Origin of the sequence: Paraburkholderia lebeckiae (genome assembly GCF_050436225.1) — a bacterium.
Lineage (GTDB): Bacteria > Pseudomonadota > Gammaproteobacteria > Burkholderiales > Burkholderiaceae > Paraburkholderia > Paraburkholderia tuberum.
Genome location: NZ_JBNDLU010000002.1, coordinates 2,757,094 through 2,775,578, shown reverse-complemented (window position 1 = coordinate 2,775,578; position 18,485 = coordinate 2,757,094). Strand labels below are relative to the sequence as shown.

15 protein-coding genes are annotated in these 18,485 nt (G+C 63.1%); all 15 read left to right on the top strand.

Features of this window, described 5'->3' with window-relative positions:
- Positions 1–132 precede the first annotated feature (132 nt).
- The 15 genes from OKW45_RS27385 to OKW45_RS27315 all read left to right on the top strand — a co-directional run bounded on the left by OKW45_RS27385 (position 133) and on the right by OKW45_RS27315 (position 18,483).
- Complete coding sequence (locus OKW45_RS27385) at positions 133–243, top strand: hypothetical protein (protein ID WP_018431541.1); 111 nt, start codon at positions 133–135, stop codon at positions 241–243.
- Complete coding sequence (gene kdpF, locus OKW45_RS27380) at positions 243–335, top strand: K(+)-transporting ATPase subunit F (protein ID WP_013088901.1); 93 nt, start codon at positions 243–245, stop codon at positions 333–335. The genes OKW45_RS27385 and kdpF overlap by 1 nt, the downstream gene beginning before the upstream one ends.
- Positions 332–2,137: a potassium-transporting ATPase subunit KdpA gene (kdpA, locus tag OKW45_RS27375; protein WP_429472197.1), complete on the top strand. Its 1,806-nt coding sequence runs from the start codon at positions 332–334 to the stop codon at positions 2,135–2,137. Before kdpF ends, kdpA begins: the two co-directional genes overlap by 4 nt.
- 79 nt (positions 2,138–2,216) lie before the next feature.
- Positions 2,217–4,328 carry a potassium-transporting ATPase subunit KdpB gene (gene kdpB / locus OKW45_RS27370; RefSeq protein ID WP_429472196.1) on the top strand — a complete coding sequence of 704 codons (2,112 nt, stop codon included), beginning with the start codon at positions 2,217–2,219 and terminating at the stop codon, positions 4,326–4,328.
- 57 nt (positions 4,329–4,385) lie between these two features.
- Positions 4,386–4,964, top strand: a complete 579-nt coding sequence (gene kdpC, locus OKW45_RS27365; RefSeq protein WP_090803729.1) for a potassium-transporting ATPase subunit KdpC — start codon at positions 4,386–4,388, stop codon at positions 4,962–4,964.
- Between the two features lie 152 nt (positions 4,965–5,116).
- Complete coding sequence (locus OKW45_RS27360) at positions 5,117–8,005, top strand: DUF4118 domain-containing protein (RefSeq protein WP_429472194.1); 2,889 nt, start codon at positions 5,117–5,119, stop codon at positions 8,003–8,005.
- Entirely contained in the window at positions 7,998–8,696 is a 699-nt protein-coding gene (kdpE, locus tag OKW45_RS27355) for a two-component system response regulator KdpE (RefSeq protein WP_184010146.1), read from the top strand. Before OKW45_RS27360 ends, kdpE begins: the two co-directional genes overlap by 8 nt.
- 102 nt (positions 8,697–8,798) lie before the next feature.
- Positions 8,799–9,119 carry a quaternary ammonium compound efflux SMR transporter SugE gene (gene sugE, locus OKW45_RS27350; protein ID WP_018419983.1) on the top strand — a complete coding sequence of 107 codons (321 nt, stop codon included), beginning with the start codon at positions 8,799–8,801 and terminating at the stop codon, positions 9,117–9,119.
- Between the two features lie 232 nt (positions 9,120–9,351).
- Positions 9,352–9,963, top strand: a complete 612-nt coding sequence (locus tag OKW45_RS27345; RefSeq protein ID WP_090805650.1) for a DUF4126 domain-containing protein — start codon at positions 9,352–9,354, stop codon at positions 9,961–9,963.
- 101 nt (positions 9,964–10,064) lie between these two features.
- On the top strand, positions 10,065–12,554 hold the full coding sequence (locus tag OKW45_RS27340) for an ABC transporter permease (RefSeq protein ID WP_429473370.1): 2,490 nt from the start codon (positions 10,065–10,067) through the stop codon (positions 12,552–12,554).
- Between the two features lie 36 nt (positions 12,555–12,590).
- The gene (locus OKW45_RS27335) at positions 12,591–13,001 is read left to right on the top strand and encodes a group II truncated hemoglobin (RefSeq protein WP_429472191.1); all 411 of its coding nucleotides are present in this window, start codon (positions 12,591–12,593) and stop codon (positions 12,999–13,001) included.
- Positions 13,002–13,090: 89 nt separating this feature from the next.
- The gene (locus OKW45_RS27330) at positions 13,091–13,390 is read left to right on the top strand and encodes a hypothetical protein (RefSeq protein WP_429472189.1); all 300 of its coding nucleotides are present in this window, start codon (positions 13,091–13,093) and stop codon (positions 13,388–13,390) included.
- Entirely contained in the window at positions 13,387–14,562 is a 1,176-nt protein-coding gene (locus tag OKW45_RS27325) for a tyrosine-type recombinase/integrase (RefSeq protein ID WP_429472187.1), read from the top strand. Before OKW45_RS27330 ends, OKW45_RS27325 begins: the two co-directional genes overlap by 4 nt.
- A gap of 26 nt (positions 14,563–14,588) precedes the next feature.
- Entirely contained in the window at positions 14,589–16,427 is a 1,839-nt protein-coding gene (locus OKW45_RS27320) for a site-specific integrase (protein ID WP_429472186.1), read from the top strand.
- Between the two features lie 40 nt (positions 16,428–16,467).
- Positions 16,468–18,483, top strand: coding sequence for an integrase (locus tag OKW45_RS27315; protein ID WP_429472185.1), 2,016 nt, complete (start codon positions 16,468–16,470; stop codon positions 18,481–18,483).
- Positions 18,484–18,485: the final 2 nt, after the last annotated feature.

The window sequence follows — 18,485 nt, the reverse complement described above, 5'->3', positions numbered from 1 at the left end:
CCGTTTCATCGCGAGATGAAACGGCCTTGTCCGTTTACGCGATTTTTACGCGTACGCCGCGATCTTTGACCAGCCCTTTAGGCCGATCGGCATACCGTTCTATCCATCCAAAGTCCGTGAATGGAGAACGAGATGGATGTGCTGTATGTCGGGGGCCTGGCGCTGTTTGCCGTGCTGACCTTTGGGCTGATTGGCGGCTGCGAGAAGCTGATGCAGTTGCGCCGCGGACAAGGAGCGCGCTGATGACCTGGATGCTGTGGCTGGCCGGCGCGTCCACCGCGCTGCTGTTCGTTTATCTCGTGTATGCGCTGCTGCGCGCGGAGGACATTGAATGAACACGAACGATGTCCTGCAGGCGAGTCTTTTTATCGTCGTGCTACTGGCCGCGGCGGTGCCGGTGGCGAGCTATCTCGGCGCCGTGATGGACGGCAGTTCGCGCGTGGTGCGCTTCGGCGCGCCGCTCGAACGGCTGCTTTACCGTATTGCGGGCGTCGATCCAGCGGCGGAAATGGGCTGGAGGCACTACGCGGTCGCCACGCTCGCGTTCAACGTGCTCGGTGCGGCGTTCCTGTACGTGCTGCTGCGCGTGCAAGGGTGGCTGCCCGGCAATCCGCAGCAGTTCGGCGCGATGTCGGTCGACAGCGCGTTCAACACCGCGGTCAGCTTCGTGACCAACACCAACTGGCAGGACTACACGCCCGAGCAGACCGTCGGCTATCTGACGCAGATGCTCGGCATGACCGTGCAGAACTTCCTGTCGGCGGCGACCGGCATCGTCGTCGTGTTCGCGTTGATGCGCGGCTTCGCGCGTCATACCGCGCAGACGATCGGCAACTTCTGGGTCGACATCACGCGCGTGACGATGTACGTCCTGCTGCCGATGGCGGCGATCATCGCCGCACTGCTGATGAGTCAGGGCGTGATCCAGAACTTCAAGGCATATCAGGAGGTGCCGACGCTGCAGACCACCACCTACGCCGCGCCGAAGCTCGACGCGCAAGGCAATCCGGTGAAGGACGCGAAGGGCGATCCGGTGACGCTCGACACGCCCGTGAAGACGCAGACCATCGCGATGGGCCCGGTCGCGTCGCAGGAAGCGATCAAGATGCTCGGCACCAACGGCGGCGGCTTCTTCAACGGCAACTCGGCTCATCCGTATGAAAACCCGACACCGTTCTCGAACTTCGTGCAGATCCTCTCGATCCTGATCATCCCGGCCGCGCTCGCGCTCGTGTTCGGCCGCGTGATCGGCGACCGGCGGCAGGGTGTCGCGGTGCTCGCGGCGATGACGATCGCGTTCGGCGTTTGCGTGTTCGGCGAGATCAGCGCCGAGCAGAGCGGCAATCCCGCGTTCACGGCGCTCAACGTCGATCAGTCGGCGAACGCGCTGCAGGCGGGCGGCAATGCGGAGGGCAAGGAAACGCGCTTCGGCATCGCGCAGTCGGGCATCTTCACGGTCGCGACGACGGCGGCTTCGTGCGGCGCGGTCGCAAACACTCACGATTCGTTGACGCCGCTCGGCGGCCTGTATCCGATGCTGCTGATACAGCTCGGCGAAGTGATCTTCGGCGGTGTCGGTTCCGGCATGTACGGGATGCTCGTGTTCGCGCTGCTCGCGGTGTTCGTCGCGGGACTGATGATCGGGCGTACTCCTGAATATGTCGGCAAGAAGATCGAGGCCTACGAGATGAAGATGGTGTCGATCGTCGTGCTGCTCACGCCGCTGCTCGTGCTGGTGGGCACCTCGATCGCGGTGCTCAGCGAGGCGGGCAAGGCCGGCATCGCAAACCCCGGCGCACACGGCTTCTCCGAGATCCTCTATGCGTTCAGCTCGGCGGCGAACAACAACGGTAGCGCGTTCGCGGGTCTCACGGTGAATACGCCGTTCTACAACTGGCTCACCGCGATCGCGATGTGGTTCGGCCGCTTCGGCACGATCGTGCCGGTGCTCGCGATCGCCGGTTCGCTCGCCGCGAAGAAGCGCATCGCCGTCACCGCCGGCACGCTGCCGACGCACGGACCGCTGTTCGTCGTGTTGCTGCTCGGCACGGTGCTGCTGGTCGGCGCGCTGACCTACGTCCCGGCGCTCGCGCTCGGTCCCGGCGTCGAGCATCTGATGATGATCGGCGCGCAGTGACCCACGGCCGCGAGCCAACGACCGAACAGGCGCTTGCACGCCGCAAGCCTGCAAGCGCCCACGGACATTCGAGGATTCAATGACTGAACATAACGCTACCCGGTCCATGTTCGACCCGGCGCTGCTGCGCCCGGCGATCGTGGACTCCTTTAAAAAGCTGACGCCGCGCACGCAGTTTCGCAACCCGGTGATGTTCTGCGTGTACGTCGGCAGCATCCTGACGACCATCCTGTGGATCGCCGCGCTCGGCGGTCAGGCCGAGGCGCCCGTGGGCTTCATCCTTGCGGTCACGCTGTGGCTGTGGTTCACGGTGCTGTTCGCGAATTTCGCGGAGGCGCTCGCCGAAGGCCGCTCGAAAGCGCAGGCCGCGTCGCTGCGCAGCGCGAAGAAAGACGTGATGGCGAAGAAGCTCAACGAGCCGCATCCGAAGTCGCCGATCCGCATCACGACCGCGACCGATCTGCGCCGTGGCGACGTCGTGCTGGTCGAGACCGGCGACGTGATCCCGGCCGACGGCGAAGTGATCGAGGGCGTCGCTTCGGTCGACGAATCGGCGATCACCGGTGAATCGGCGCCGGTGATCCGCGAGTCGGGCGGCGACTTTTCGTCTGTGACGGGCGGCACGCGGGTGCTGTCGGACTGGATCGTCGTGCGCGTCACAGCGAACCCGGGCGAGGCGTTCCTCGACCGCATGATCGCGATGGTCGAGGGCGCGAAGCGTCAGAAGACGCCGAACGAAATCGCGCTCACCATCCTGCTCGTCGCACTGACCATCGTGATGCTGCTCGCCACCGCGACGCTGCTGCCGTTCTCGATGTTCTCCGTCGAAGCTGCGAAAGCGGGCCACGTGGTGACGATCACCGCGCTAGCCGCGCTGCTCGTGTGTCTGATCCCGACGACGATCGGCGGCCTGTTGTCGGCGATCGGCGTGGCCGGGATGAGCCGCATGATGCAGGCGAACGTGATCGCGACCTCGGGCCGTGCCGTCGAAGCGGCCGGCGACGTCGACGTGCTGCTGCTCGACAAGACCGGCACGATCACGCTCGGCAACCGCCAGGCGTCGCAGTTTCTGCCGGCGCCAGGTCTGACCGAAGAAGCGCTTGCCGATGCGGCGCAGTTGTCGTCGCTTGCCGACGAAACGCCGGAAGGCCGCAGCATCGTCGTGCTCGCGAAGCAGCGCTTCAATATCCGTCAGCGCGATATGGCCTCGCTGAATGCGGTGTTTCTCGCTTTCACGGCGCAGACCCGGATGAGCGGCGTCGATCTCTCCCCCCAGGGGACTTCCTCCGGGGCGCCGAACCGTGAAATCCGCAAGGGCGCGGCCGATGCGGTCAAGCACTATGTCGAAGCGAACGGCGGCCGTTTCCCGAACGAAGTCAGCAATGCGGTCGCCGATGTCGCGCGACGCGGCAGCACGCCGCTGGTGGTCGCCGAGAAAGTCGAGCAGGGCGCGCGCGTGCTCGGCGTGATCGAGTTGAAGGACGTCGTGAAGGGCGGTATCAAGGAGCGCTTCGCCGAGCTGCGCAAGATGGGCATCAAGACCGTGATGGTGACGGGCGACAACCGTCTGACCGCCGCCGCGATCGCGGCCGAAGCGGGCGTCGACGACTTCCTCGCCGAAGCGACACCCGAAGCGAAGCTCGCGACGATCCGCGCGCACCAGGCCGAAGGGCGTCTGGTCGCGATGACCGGCGACGGCACCAACGACGCGCCCGCGCTTGCGCAGGCCGACGTCGCGGTCGCGATGAACACCGGCACGCAGGCGGCGAAAGAGGCCGGCAATATGGTCGACCTCGATTCGAATCCGACCAAGCTGATCGAGATCGTCGAAATCGGCAAGCAGATGTTGATGACGCGCGGGTCGTTGACCACGTTCTCGATCGCCAACGACGTCGCCAAGTACTTCGCGATCATTCCGGCCGCGTTCGCGTCGACGTATCCGGCGTTGAATGCGCTGAACGTGATGCATCTGGCGACGCCGACCTCGGCAATCATGTCGGCGGTGATCTTCAACGCGCTGATCATCGTGCTGCTGATTCCGCTGGCGCTGAAGGGCGTGCGCTATCGCGCGCTAGGCGCTGCGATCCTGCTGCGCCGCAATCTGCTGATCTATGGCCTTGGCGGGATCATCGTGCCGTTCATCGGCATCAAGCTGATCGATATGGTGCTCGCCGCGTTCGGCTGGGTTTGAGCGCGCAGCGCGTCATTACGCAGCAACACAGGTGATGAAAAGGGAAAGAGACCCATCATGAAAAATCTGTTCCGTCCGCTGATCGTGATCTTCGCGGTGCTGACCGCGATCACAGGACTCGCATATCCCGCCGTGATGACCGCGTTCGGCCAGGCGGCGTTCCACGAACAGGCCAACGGCAGCCTGATCGAGCAGAACGGCAAGGTGGTCGGCTCACAGCTGATCGGCCAGCAGTTCGACGCGCCCCAGTACTTCTGGGGCCGGCTGTCGGCGACGAGCCCGATGCCGTACAACCCGCAAAGCTCGGGCGGCTCGAACCTCGGGCCGAACAACCCCGCGCTTCTCGACGAGATCAAGGGCCGTCTCGCGGCGCTGAAGGCGGCGGGCACCGACATGTCGAAGCCGGTGCCGGTCGATCTGGTCACGTCGTCGGGCAGCGGGCTCGATCCGGAGATCAGTCCGGCCGCGGCCGCGTATCAGCTCGAGCGGGTCGCGCAGGCCCGTCACCTCGCGCCGAACGACGTGCAGGCGCTCGTCGAGCGCTACACGACGGGGCGCCAGTTCGGCGTGCTCGGCGAGCCGCGCGTGAATGTGCTGAAGCTCAATCTCGCGCTCGATGAAATGAAGCGCGGCTGAGACTGAACGCATCGACGACGCACCAGTGGCGATTTCGGTTCATCGATGAAACAGCGGCGTTTCGCGTGGCGCCGCGCCGCCATTTGCGGGCCGGCGCGGGCCGTGCCACCATGCAGACACCGCCGCCCGGACGACTACGACAACCACTGAGCATGAACCGCCCCGATCCTGACGAACTGCTCGACAAGCTGCAGCGCGACGAAGAAAAACGCCAGCGCGGCCGGCTGAAGATTTTCTTCGGCGCGTCGGCCGGCGTCGGCAAGACCTATGCAATGCTGCAGGCCGCGAGCCGCCGCCAGGAAGAGGGTGTCGACGTGCTGGTCGGCATCGCCGAAACGCACGGGCGCAGCGAAACCGCCGCGTTGCTCGCGGGGCTCGACGTGCTGCCGCTCGCGCCTATCGAGTATCGCGGCCGCAAGCTCGGCGAGTTCGATCTCGACGCTGCGCTCGCGCGCAAGCCGCAACTGATCCTCGTCGACGAACTCGCGCATTCGAACCTGCAGGGCGCGCGTCATCTGAAGCGCTGGCAGGACGTCTACGAACTGCTCGATGCGGGCATCGACGTCTATACGACCGTCAACGTGCAGCACCTGGAGAGCCTGAACGACGTGGTCGGCCAGATCACCGGCATCCGGGTGTGGGAGACCGTGCCCGATCGCGTGTTCGATCATGCCGACGAAGTCACGCTCGTCGATCTGCCGGCCGAGGAACTGCTCGACCGCATGCGCGACGGCAAGGTGTACCTGGCGCAGCAGGCCGAGCGCGCGGTGCGCAACTTCTTTCGCAAGGGCAACCTGATCGCGCTGCGCGAGCTCGCGCTGCGTCGCACCGCCGATCGCGTCGACGCGCAGATGCGCGAGTACCGCGCCGATCGTTCGATCCAGCGTATCTGGCAGGCGCGCGAGCGGCTGCTGGTGTGCGTCGGTCCCGGTCCGGAGGCGCCGGCGCTGGTGCGCTCGGCGGCGCGCCTCGCCGCGAGCCTGAGGGCCGACTGGCTCGCGGTCTATGTCGAAACGCCCGCGTTGCAGCGCCTGCCCGACGCGCGCCGCGAACGCACGTTGAACGCGCTGAAGCTCGCCGCCGAGCTCGGCGCGGAAACCGCGACGCTCGCCGCCACCGATGCGCTCGACGCGCTGATCGGTTACGCGCAGGCGCGCAACGTGTCGAAGCTGGTGGCGGGCGCGTCGTCGCGCACCGGCATCAGCCGCTGGCTGCACCGGCCGGTTGGCGAGCGCATCGCCGAGAAGAGCGGCGATCTCGATCTCACGCTGATTCGCGTGTCGTCGGAGCGCGATGGCGGCGAGCAGCGGCGTCTGTTGAACACGACCGCGAACGCGTGGCGCGAGGCGTTGAGCGCGGCCCGCGAGCGCCGTTCGCCGCCACGCGCATACGCGCTCGCGCTCGCGATCGGCACGGCGATCACGCTGCTGTCGAGCCAACTGATCGACCGCATCGATCTGACCAACCTCGTGATGCTGTATCTGCTCGGCGTGATCTTCACCGCGGTGAAGCTCGGACGCGGGCCGGGTGTCGTACTGTCGTTCGCGAGCGTCGCCGCGTTCGATTTCTTCTTCGTGCCGCCGCGCATGTCGTTGTCGGTTTCCGATACGCAGTACCTGCTGACGTTCTTCGGCATGCTGCTGACGTCGCTCGTGATCAGCCATCTGACTTCGAGCCTGCGCCGCGAGGCGAGTGTCGCGCGACGCCGCGAGCAGCGCACCGGCGCGATGTACGAGATGGCGCGCGAGATGGCCGCGGCGCTGACCACCGAGCAGATCGTCGGGATCGGCAGCCGGCACGTGAGCGAGGTGTTCGGCGCGCGCGTCGCGATTCTGCTGCCCGACAGCGTCGATAAGGTCAAACAGAAGATCGAGGACCCCGACGCGGCGATCACGCTCGAAGGCGACGCGCTCGATCTCGACGTCGGCCAGTGGGTCTACGATCAGCAGAAGCCGGCCGGCCACGGCACCGATACGCTACCGGCCGCCGCGGCGCTGTATCTGCCGCTGAAGGCGCCGATGCGCACGCGCGGCGTGCTCGCGGCGGTCGTGCGTGACGAGCGCGAGCTGACCGTGCCCGAACAGCGCCGCATGCTCGACGCGTTCGCCGCGCAGATCGCGCTCGCGCTCGAACGCGTGCACTACGTCGATATCGCGCGCGATGCGCTCGTCCACATGGAGTCGGAGCGGTTGCGCAATTCGCTGCTGTCGGCGATTTCGCACGATCTGCGCACGCCGCTGACGACGATCGTCGGGTTTTCGTCGATGCTCGCACAGGGGCGGCAGGCGGGACAGGGGCGGACAGAAGGCGAGGCGAATGCCTCTTTGCGGACCGACGCGCAATCCGCCGCGCGGCGTGACGACGAACTCGTCGACGCAATCCACGAAGAAGCGCTGCGCATGACCGGCATCGTCACGAATCTGCTCGACATGGCGCGCTTGCAGGCCGGCAGCCTGCAACTGAACCAGCAATGGACGCTGCTCGAGGAGACCGTCGGCGCCGCGCTGCGAGCGTGCAAGCGTGTGCTCGCGGATCATCCGGTGCAGGTTGCGCTGCCCGCCGATCTGCCGCTGCTGCATCTCGACGCGGTGTTGATGGAGCGCCTGTTCTCGAACCTGTTCGAGAACGCGGCCAAATACACGGCGTCCGGCACGCCGCTCGCGATCGGCGCGCAGCAGATCGACGCGGACGGCACGCCGTTCGTGCGCATCACGATCGACGACAACGGCCCCGGCCTGCCCGCCGGCATGGAAGCGCGCGTGTTCGAGAAGTTCACGCGCGGCGAGAAGGAGTCGGCGAAACCAGGCATCGGCCTTGGGCTCGCGATCTGCCGCGCGATCGTCGAGGCGCACGGCGGTACAATCGGCGCGCTCAACCGGATGGCCACGGATGGCCACGTCGAGGGCGCGCGCTTCTGGTTCACGCTGCCGGTCAAGACGCCGCCCGACGCACCCGAGACGTTTGATACGCTCGAAGACGAAGGCGCAGCCACCGACACCGCCGCCGACCTCAACCCGCTCACCCGACCCACCCATGAGTGACCTGAGCATCACCGTCGTTCTGATCGAAGACGAGAAGCAGATTCGCCGCTTCGTGCGCACGGCGCTCGAAGGCGAGGGCATCGCCGTGCACGACGCCGAGACCGGCAAGCAGGGGCTCGTCGAAGCAGCGACGCGCAAGCCCGATCTCGTGATCGTCGATCTGGGCCTGCCCGACACCGACGGCCTCGACGTGATCCGCGAGCTGCGCGGCTGGAGCGAGCTGCCGGTGATCGTGCTGTCGGCGCGTACCCAGGAAAGCGAAAAGGTCGCCGCGCTCGACGCCGGCGCCGACGATTACCTGACCAAGCCGTTCGGCGTGTCCGAGTTGCTTGCGCGGATCCGCGCGCATCTGCGGCGGCGCAATCACGGCGGCGCGAACGAATCGCCGCAGGTGCGCTTCGGTGCGGTCACCGTCGACCTCGCGCTGCGCCAGGTTACGCGCGACGGCGCCGCGGTCCATCTGACGCCGATCGAATACCGGCTGCTCGCGACGCTCGTGCGCCATGCGGGCCGCGTGCTCACGCACCGGCAGTTGCTGCGCGACGTGTGGGGGCCGTCGCACGTCGAGAGTCACCACTATCTGCGCATCTACATGGCGCATCTGCGCGGCAAGCTGGAGCGCGATCCGGCGCAACCGGAGCATATCGTCACGGAGACGGGCGTCGGGTACCGGCTGGTGGGCGCGGTGTGAGTTCGTCCGCGATGCCGCTTCGTTATAATTTCCCGACGTAAGGACGACCTTGCGCGTGCATCAATCATCGGGGACGGCCCCATTTTTCATGGAGCTGTGTCGATGTCCTGGTTTCTTCTCCTGATTGCCGGTCTGCTCGAAGTCGCGTGGGCGGCCGGTCTCAAAACTTCCGAAGGTTTCACCCGCTTGTGGCCGTCTGTCTTCACGATCGTGACCGCGCTCGGCAGCTTCGTGCTGCTCGCGCTCGCGATGCGCCAGTTGCCGCTCGGCACAGCCTATGCCGTCTGGACAGGGATCGGCGCGGTCGGCGCGTTCATCTTCGGCGTCGTGATGATGGGCGAGGCGTTGACGGTCGCGCGCGTCGCCAGTGCGTCGCTGATCGTGATCGGCCTCGTCGGCCTGAAGCTGTCGTCGGGACACTGACCGGGCGGCCACCTGCGCTCGGGGCGCGGCCGCCATTGCCTGCAAGCCACAGCGAAGGCTTCGCCGCTCTGCGTTCTGCGAATTATCGTAGCTATAATGAGACAGAAACGACCTTGAAATTGCCCGCGGCCTGGCTGGCGCGGCCGGCCTGGCGAGCCTGACGGCTTCGGCGCGGAACGTCCGCTCGTTCCCGCCGCGGCGCCCGGCACGCACTGAGCGCGTGGAGGCGGCCATGCTTGAATCACTTTCACTTGCAGCGGGCCTTTCATGGGGCAGCGGTCTGCGCCTCTATCTGACGGTCCTCCTGGCCGGCGTGTTCGAACGTCTTGGCCTGATTCACTTGCCGAACACGTTGTCCGCACTGTCGTCGCCATGGGTGATCGGCGCGGCGGCCGTGCTGACGCTGGCCGAATTCCTCGCCGACAAGATCCCCGCGTTCGATTCGCTGTGGGATGCGATCCACACCTTCATCCGCATTCCGGCCGGCGCCGTGCTGGCCGCCGGCGCGCTCGGCCACGCCGATCCGACGCTGCTGAGCGTTGCCGCGCTCGCGGGCGGCACGCTCGCCGGCACCGCGCATCTCGCGAAGGCGGGCACGCGCGCGCTGATCAACCTGTCGCCGGAGCCGGTGTCGAACGTCGTCACGTCGACCGCCGAGGACGGCCTCGTGGTCGGCGGCGTACTGCTTGCGCTGTTCGTGCCGCTCGTGTTTCTGGTCTTGATGGTAGGCTTCCTGCTGCTCGCGGCGTGGGCATTGCCGCGATTGTGGCGTGGCGTGCAGGGCGGTTTTCGCGGCATGGCCACGCACATGGTGTCGCGATTTGCGAGGAGTAGGCACGATTGAGCGAAGCACTACCAGGATCCAAGGCGGGTTCAAGGACGCGCGCCGACACGAGACCGGCGCGGCGGCTTGGCGGCATCGATCTGTTGCGCCAGGCCATGCGGATGACGGCGCGCGACTGGCGCGCGGGCGAACTGACGATGTTGCTGCTCGCGCTCGTGCTGGCGGTCGCGGCGTTGTCGAGCGTCGGTTTTCTGGGCGATCGGCTGCATCAGGGGCTCGAGCGCGATGCGCGGCGCATGATCGCCGCCGACTTCATCGTGCGCGCCGATCATCCGGTCGATCCGCAATTCGCCGCCGAGGCGCACGCCTTGGGCCTGCGCACCGCCACCACGGCGATCTTTCCCAGCATGATCAATTCGACCGGCGCGCAGCCTGCCTCGCGGCTCGCCGCCGTCAAGGCGGTGTCGCCCGGCTATCCGTTGCGCGGCGCGCTGCGCATCGCGGCGGCGCCGGGTGCGGCCGATCATCCGGCGACGTCGATTCCGGCGCCGGGCACCGTGTGGGTCGACCAGCAGTTGCTCGACGCGCTGAAGCTGAAGATCGGCGATGCGGTGAAGGTCGGCAATCGCAACTTCACGGTCGGCGCGCTGATCACGCGCGAGCTCGATCGCGGCTTTTCGTTCGTCAACTTTTCGCCGCGCCTGATGCTGAACGCCGCTGACGTACCGTCGACGGGCCTGATCACCTATGGCAGCCGCGTCACGTACCGGCTGCTGGTCGCCGGTTCAGACGACGCGGTCGCGCGCTTCGCGCAGTTTGCGCATGAGCGCGTCGACGGCGGCAAGATGCGCGGCGTCGCGCTCGAGTCGCTGCAGGACGGCCAGCCGCAGGTGCGTCAGACGCTCGATCGCGCGGGCCATTTCCTGACGCTCGTGGCGCTGTTGACCGCGCTGCTCGCGGCCGTCGCGATCGCGATGGCCGCGCACCGCTATATGCGCCGGCATCTCGACGGCTGCGCGGCGATGCGCTGTCTCGGCGTGAGCCAGGCCGCGCTGCGCGCGCTGTTCACGCTCGAATTCGTCGGGCTGGGCGTGCTCGGCGGCGTGCTCGGCGTGGCGCTCGGTTATCTCGGGCATCTCGCGCTGCTGACGTGGCTCGGCGGCCTGATCGACGTGGTGCTGCCGCAGCCGACGCTGTGGCCCGCGCTCGAAGGCATCGCGGCCGGCCTCGTGCTGCTGCTCGGCTTCGCGCTGCCGCCGCTATTGCCGCTCACGCGCGTGCCGCCGGTGCGCGTGCTGCGGCGTGAATGGGGCGAGGAGGGACGCACTGCGTGGGCCGCCTACGCGTTCGGCATCGTGCTGTTCGCGGGACTGCTGATACTGGCCGCGGGGGAATTGAAGCTCGGGGGCATCGTCGCGGGTGGATTCGCGGGCGGGCTGCTGGCGTTCGCCGGCATCGCGCGGCTCGCGTTGTGGGGCGCGGCGCGCGTGGTGCGCAGCGAGCGCGTCAATGCGGGCATCGGCTGGCGCTATGCGCTGGCGTCGCTCGAGCGGCGCAGCAGTACCAGCGCGCTGCAGATCACCGCGCTCGGCATCGGCCTGATGTGCCTGCTGCTGATCGCGATGACGCGCAACGACCTCGTGCAGGGCTGGCGCAAATCGACCCCGCCCGATGCGCCCAACGAGTTCATCATCGACATCCAGCCCGATCAGCGCGACGCGGTCACGCAGTATCTGGACGCGCACGGCATCGCCGGCGCGGCGCTGTCGCCAATGGTGCGCGGGCGGCTCGTCGCGATCAACGGTAAGGCGGTCGATCCGGATTCGTTCAAGGGCGCGGATGCGCGGCGACTGGTCGACCGCGAGTTCAACCTGTCCTACACGACGCAACTGCCCGACGACAACCGGATCGCCGCGGGAACCTGGTTCGGCGATACGACGAAGCCGCAGATCTCGATCGAGCAGGGTCTCGCGAAGCTGATCAACGTGAAGCCCGGCGACGTGCTGCGCTTCGACGTGACGGGGCTGACTGTCGAGGCGCCGGTGACGAGCGTGCGCAAGCTCGACTGGGGTTCTTTCAAGGTCAACTTCTTCGTGCTGATGCCGCCGGTTTCGTTGCAGGATTTTCCGGCGACGTTCATCACAAGCTTCCATCTGCCGGTGGACAAACAGTCGACGATCGACGGCCTGATCGCCACGTATCCCAATCTGACCGCGATCGATACCGGCCCGATCCTCGCGCAGGTGCAGCGCGTGTTGCAGCAGGTGATCGGCGCGGTGCAATTCCTGTTCGCCTTCACGCTCGCGGCCGGCGTGCTGGTGCTATACGCGGCGCTCGCCGGCACGCGCGACGAGCGTATGCGAGAATCCGCGCTGCTGCGTGCGCTGGGCGCATCGCATCGTCAGGTGCGGGCGGTGCAGGTGGCCGAATTCGTCGCGGTCGGCGCGCTTGCCGGCCTGATGGCGGCGCTCGGCGCGCAGATCGTCGGCTCGATGCTGGCCACGCACGTGTTCGAGTTTTATCTGGACTTCGATCCGTGGCTGCTGCCGGTGGGCGTTGCGGCCGGCATCGCGTGTGCCGGTGTCGGCGGCTGGCTGAGTTTGCGGCATGTGTTGGCGCGGCCAGCGCTGCAGTCGCTGCGCGACGCGTGAGTTTCCCTGGTGATGTCTTTTTGCTGTTGAGCAGGTATGAGCGATTTGAACGACGAAGTGTCTTCGGATAAGCCGACGGCCTTCGAACAGGTGGGCGGCGAGACGCGGGTGCGCGAACTGGTCGACCGGTTTTACGACCTGATGGATCTCGAGGCGGATTTCGCCGGGATTCGCGCGCTGCATCCGGCGTCGCTCGAGGGTTCGCGCGACAAGCTATTCTGGTTTTTGTGCGGCTGGCTCGGCGGTCCCGATCATTACATCGGCCGCTTTGGCCATCCCCGTCTGCGCGCGCGGCATCTGCCGTTCGCGATCGCGTCGAGCGAGCGTGACCAGTGGTTGAGGTGCATGGCATGGGCGATGGAGGATGTCGGCCTGCCGGAGCCGCTGCGCGAGCGCCTGCTCGGCTCGTTCTTCGAAACCGCCGACTGGATGGTCAACCGTCATTAGTTAGTAAAAAACTTGTTTTAAAACAATGAGATGCTATTCTTCCCTACAGTCTCTATGAGACGAGTAGCAGATGGGGGTGCGGGGGAAGAATGGCGCCTGTGGATAACTTTGAATTGCAGCGGTACAGAGACCTCCCGGCGCTGGAGGTACTTCTGCTATTGGCGACCTACGTCAAGGTGGACCGCGACTTCAAACCCCTGAAAGCAAAGTCGACACTGCGCGTGCACGTGTACGCCGGGGACGCTGACTGGGAGCTTCTGGTCGACGGGCCCCGATTCTTTGACACAAGGGCTGGGAAGGGCGGCGGTGGCGCTATTGACCTTGTCATGCACTTGTGGCGGGTTCCGTTCAGGAAAGCAGTTGCGATGCTGCGGGAGGCTCAGACATGAGGCTTCTCTTTTCCACGTCGGACTTTGTCTATGCCGGTCGCCCCCGGCCCGGGTTTCCGCTAATCCTCAGCGACGAAATGACGCCAGCCGAGCCGTTTCATAGCTATCTTCGTTGGATACTGCTGGAGCGGGGGAAAGCGCTCGACCTGAAGACCTGGGAAACTTACGGGAGGATTGTGTGGGATTTCGCTCGCTATCTCCACGCAAATGACTTCACTTGGAATCAGTCATACGAATCCAAGGGTCAGAGCGTAATAACTGTGTACCGCGACTGGCAAAGCTTCGACCTTAGACTCCAGTCAAGCACCATCAATCGTCGAATCAGACTTATCGCAAATTTGTATCGATGGGCGGTAAGACGTGGGATGCTTGTGGAGGTGCCCTTTAGCTCCTCTGAGGTGACCTCCCACGGCATCGCCCACGACTTAGTCCACGTCACGGATGGCGAGCAAGTCAGCAACAAACCGGTTCTCATTCTCGACGAATGGGATAAGGAGCCTGTCTTTCTCACCGCGACGCAGGTGAGCCTAGCACGGGCCGCTATCCGTTCGACGGCGCACCGACTGCTCTTCGACCTCATGGCTCGGGTAGGCTTGCGGTCAGTTGAAGCACGCACCTTCCCTTTGGCCTCAGTATTCGACCCCGCCACGAAGCCGCACTTAAGGCCCGGCACCATGATACGGGTGCACCTCGACCCGCATCAAATGGACATCAAGCTGGACAAGTCTCGATGGGTGGACGTTCCGTACAGCTTGATGGAAGAGATGCATGCGTACGCGCAGTTTGAACGAAATCGGCACGTAGTGTCGACGCGCGAGCAAAAAACGCTTCTGTTGACCGTGTGCGGCAATCCGTTCGGCAAAGAGTCGGTGCACAAGGTCATGAGTGACCTTGGTCGCAAGGTCGGCTTTCCTATTGGCGCGTTAATGCTCCGTCACAGCTACGCCGTTCATACATTGTTGCTCCTTCGAGAACAACCAAAGATTCGTATGGAGCCGCTCATCTACGTGCGCGACCAGCTCGGACATAAGAGCGTGTTGATGACGATGGTGTACCTCGACCAGATTGAGCGGATAACCGGTCGGGAAGCGTTAGCGGTGGTTGAAGAGTTCGACCATCTCTACGATGCGACGTCCGCTTTGCTTGCTACATACACGTCAATGGTCACTTAGCGTGCAGGAAGTTCGCGAGGCTCCTGATGGCACGGAAAAAAATCTACCAGGTTAGTCCCACTCGCAGGGAACAGGCCCGCACCGCGACTCCGGTGCCCGACGCTCCCGCTCGTCCAAGCGCTGTTGCGCAGCTTGCGAGCACCGGAGATGCACGCATCGACATGGTGGCCCTCTTGGGTCCAAAAGAGCGATTCGCGCATAATCGAAGAGTCATCGACTTCAACGTTTGGTTGGGGCGCGGCATTGATGCATGGGTTTGGTCGGTGCTCGTTTGCCTCCGTGCTTGGCTCCTTTCGGGAGCGCGAGAGACCTCTACCGTCAGCCAAGATTCACAAAACATTTCCTACTTCTTTGAGTACCTTACTCAGGGTCGTCGTGCTCTCAGCATTGCATCCCCGACACAGCTGCTTCCATCACACGTAAAAGAGTTTACCGGCTGGTTGGCAGCACGCGGGCGGCGGCGCGGCTTGACCAAAGAGACAGTTCGAAGTTATTACAAAAACGTGAAAGCTGTTCTGAAGCAGATGTTCGAACTCGACCTGATTCCTGGCGACCCTTCGCAATTCTTCGAGAGGAAAGCTCTTCCTTGGGGTTCCGGTGAAAGCAAACAAACCAGTTTGAGCGAAGCCGAGCAGGAGCGCATGGCTAGCGCAATCAAAACTGACCTCGCTTCTGTGTACCACCGAAGGCTCATACTTAATCCAGGAGAGATACAGGGACTCAGGCTTTTGCTCGTGGGTCATCGCCAGGGCGGTAATCCGACACCCCTCTTGGAGTTAAGGAGGGATGCAGTGGCTCCCGGGCTTATTCCCGGCACAATACGCGTCGCGACGGTTAAGTTCCGGAACCGAAAGATGAGGGCGAGTGTCGGTCGGGCCGGGTCAGGCGAATCAAAGAAAAAGTCTGACACCGGTAAGAAAGGCATTGGCGACGCTGTCTTTGGGTTAGCTGAAGGCGCTGTGCTACAGCAGGCTATCAAAGACACGGAAGCTCTCGTGGAAGAAGCCCCGCCTCGCATTAAGAATCGCGTCTGGCTTTATCGCACAGGCGAGAACCAGAAGTCGGTAGTCACTTGTCTTTCGATTGTGACATTGGCATTGGCAATTAAAGCATTGATTGAGCGGCACAAATTGCTTGGCGACGATGGCAAGCCTCTGCGAATCAATTTCAGCCGTACGCGTAAATCTTTTTTTGACCGTGCTTTGCGCGTGTCTGACGGTGACTTGGGTAAGACCAGTAATTTAATGGGCAATTCGAGGCAAGTGGCGGCCTCGAATTATCCTTCGATAAACGAAGAAAGGAAAGCCGAAGCCGCTGAATTCCTCAACGAGGATTACATCGACGTGATGCGGGGGGGAGCCACAGCTACGTCAAAGCCTTCCATAAGCCCAAAAGTTATCAGGGTCGTGCCGGTGGCAACTGATGTCGAAGGCCGCCCGTTGGTGCCGCTCGAATCGACGCCTGTGTCTGGCTGCAAAGACAGTCTTAATGGGGAATTCGCACCGCGCGACGGACGTACTCATTGCGACCGTTACATCATGTGCCTTTTTTGCTCCAGCTTTGCGATTGTCGGTACTGTCGACGAGATTTGGCGGCTCTTCAGCTTTCAAGTATTTGCGATGGAAGAACTAAAATACCTTGACTCAGTCTTAGGTCCAGAACGGACGAAAAATGATGATTTAGAAGACCTGCGGGACCGGTACAGAATCGCAATCCCTTACATTGACCAATTTACGAAGCGGCAGTTTCCCGCCAGCGTCGTCAAAGCGGCACGCAAAAAGACCGAGGAGCGGTTGCATCCATTTTGGGTGCACCAAATGAAATTGAGTCGGCGGGCGCGCGCTCGCATGCCGGGGAGAGAGTGACATGTCTCACCATCGATTGTCAGTAAGATAGGAGTCGGCTATGTCTCCCATTCAGGTCGAAGGCGGTAAGGCGTCACCGCCTAGCTTAGGAAAGAGTTCAAGGAGTGACGGAATAACTTCTGCTTCCACTTCGGCGAAGAAGTCGAGACGAGCAAAACGTCAGCCGTCTGGGAATCCTTTGGTCTATGTTAGTCCTGAGGCTTCTCAAATGCTGGGGGCTCAGCCCGTCAGCTTAGTTGGTATGTCCCAGGTGGAGCGAGATGACGTCATCGTTTCAGCGGTTGCCGACGAGCACGGAAGCGAATATGCGGTAAGTAGGATTGGTGACCGCACATGGAAACTAGCTTCGCTGCACGCGCGAGGGCCAAAGAATAGGAAACTTTCCCAGCTCATAATCAACTGGCCGGCGGATGTTCCTAAGGCACTTGTGGATGACGCAAAGGCGGCGCTGTATTGCGCGTTACGTCGCGGTCCGCATGGTCATCCTTGGTCTGTAAGCTATGCGTTTCAAACGGCGGCGGGTGCGAGTCAGCTGCTCTGCCAATTGGCCGCGAAACGGGTGGAAACATTTAGCGACGTCCGTGCGATTCATTTAAGCGATTTCATTGGCGACTTGAGTACAAAACTCAAGGCAAGTTCCATACGAAATATAACCGCTATCGTTGAACTAATATGGAGATTTCAGTTTGAAGTGTTGCATCCCTTGGCCGAGAATCCATGGGGAGAACAGACACATCGTCAGGCGTGCGGTTGCAACGACGACGACATTGGCGGTCCATCTGGACGTACCGGTAAGACTCCCGTTATTCCGCGTTCGCTACAGCGCGACCTCTTTGCGTACTGCGAATCTCGAGTATTGGACAGCGAGGCAGTATTTCAAGCTCGAGACGCAGGGAGAATCGGTGCCGTTGCATCAGAATTGATTGAGATACGTGATTCATCCCTTTACCTCACAGAGATTACATCTGGAATGCGCAATAGCGAATGCATAGGAATTACCAATGATTGCTGGCGTGTAGAGGTCAAGATTGGAGTAACGTACCACTGGGTACGCACCATTGAATTCAAAACCGGCAAAGGTATCGTTGATTTTTTAGTCCCTCCAGAGACGTTGAAAGCCTTGGCAGTCCTGCAGCGTTACGCGGAGCCGCTGCAGGCAAGATTGGCCGACGAAGCGAAATGGCTTGAGACACTGTTGAATCAAGGTGCGGATGAGAACGGCTTGCTTCAGAATGGACTGTCTATTACAGACGCGATTAGCCGACTCAACCATGTTCGCGAAATCTCCAAGCACATGTTCCTTGGCTTGGATAAACGTCATTCAGACCATCTTGGCACGGGCTCTTGCGTCGACACGCTGAAGGACCAGTCATGCAACGTTCAGCTTCAGGGGCTGGCTCGCAGAGTTGGGTCGGACTGGAAGTTGGCCAATCACCAGTGCCGCCGTACCTTCGGCTATAACGTCGCAAACTCGCGCCTAGGACGCATGGGGCTGGTGTTTCTCAAGTGGCAGCTCAAGCACGCGTCGATGTCGTGGACCGAGCTTTATGCTTCCAATCCCTACCAAGACAGTTCGCTGTATCGGGAATTGGAGGATGAGCAAACAGCCGCACGTGCGGAGCTGATGGAAGGGTGGATGCAGTCCGATGCTCCTTTGAGCGGCGGTGCAGGCAGAAAGGTAATGGAAACGCGGAAGCTGATGCTAACGCGCGCAATTCCCGTGCGTGACTTTGAAGAGCTGCTGCTGCTGACGGCCGAGCACGTCGAAATCCGCTGCACCGGCCATTCGTGGTGCCTAAGCGGCGCCCGCAAATGTCATGGACAAGGCATCTACCAGCCCACGGACTGCGCCGACTGTTCTCAGTCCGTTATTGACCACGAGCAGGCTCCCACTTGGCAGATGATTCACCTTGATAATCTTCGTTTGGCGGCAATCATTGATTGTGGACCAGCTGTCGTACAGAAAGCCCAGCGCTCGATTGCACGTTCGACGGAGGTGCTGTCTGACCTTCAGGTTCCACTGCCTTCAGCGGAACAGGCTGCGGCGTATATCTAACG

Excerpts from the sequence above, each read along its gene's own strand:
- kdpA (WP_429472197.1), top strand. The coding sequence starts at position 332 with ATGAACACGAACGATGTCCTGCAGGCGAGTCTTTTTATCGTCGTGCTA.
- OKW45_RS27315 (WP_429472185.1), top strand. The coding sequence starts at position 16,468 with ATGTCTCCCATTCAGGTCGAAGGCGGTAAGGCGTCACCGCCTAGCTTA.
- OKW45_RS27340 (WP_429473370.1), top strand. The coding sequence starts at position 10,065 with ATGACGGCGCGCGACTGGCGCGCGGGCGAACTGACGATGTTGCTGCTC.
- kdpC (WP_090803729.1), top strand. The coding sequence starts at position 4,386 with ATGAAAAATCTGTTCCGTCCGCTGATCGTGATCTTCGCGGTGCTGACC.
- kdpE (WP_184010146.1), top strand. The coding sequence starts at position 7,998 with ATGAGTGACCTGAGCATCACCGTCGTTCTGATCGAAGACGAGAAGCAG.
- sugE (WP_018419983.1), top strand. The coding sequence starts at position 8,799 with ATGTCCTGGTTTCTTCTCCTGATTGCCGGTCTGCTCGAAGTCGCGTGG.
- kdpB (WP_429472196.1), top strand. The coding sequence starts at position 2,217 with ATGACTGAACATAACGCTACCCGGTCCATGTTCGACCCGGCGCTGCTG.
- OKW45_RS27385 (WP_018431541.1), top strand. The coding sequence starts at position 133 with ATGGATGTGCTGTATGTCGGGGGCCTGGCGCTGTTTGCCGTGCTGACC.
- OKW45_RS27325 (WP_429472187.1), top strand. The coding sequence starts at position 13,387 with ATGAGGCTTCTCTTTTCCACGTCGGACTTTGTCTATGCCGGTCGCCCC.
- OKW45_RS27320 (WP_429472186.1), top strand. The coding sequence starts at position 14,589 with ATGGCACGGAAAAAAATCTACCAGGTTAGTCCCACTCGCAGGGAACAG.
- OKW45_RS27335 (WP_429472191.1), top strand. The coding sequence starts at position 12,591 with ATGAGCGATTTGAACGACGAAGTGTCTTCGGATAAGCCGACGGCCTTC.
- OKW45_RS27360 (WP_429472194.1), top strand. The coding sequence starts at position 5,117 with ATGAACCGCCCCGATCCTGACGAACTGCTCGACAAGCTGCAGCGCGAC.
- OKW45_RS27345 (WP_090805650.1), top strand. The coding sequence starts at position 9,352 with ATGCTTGAATCACTTTCACTTGCAGCGGGCCTTTCATGGGGCAGCGGT.
- kdpF (WP_013088901.1), top strand. The coding sequence starts at position 243 with ATGACCTGGATGCTGTGGCTGGCCGGCGCGTCCACCGCGCTGCTGTTC.
- OKW45_RS27330 (WP_429472189.1), top strand. The coding sequence starts at position 13,091 with ATGGCGCCTGTGGATAACTTTGAATTGCAGCGGTACAGAGACCTCCCG.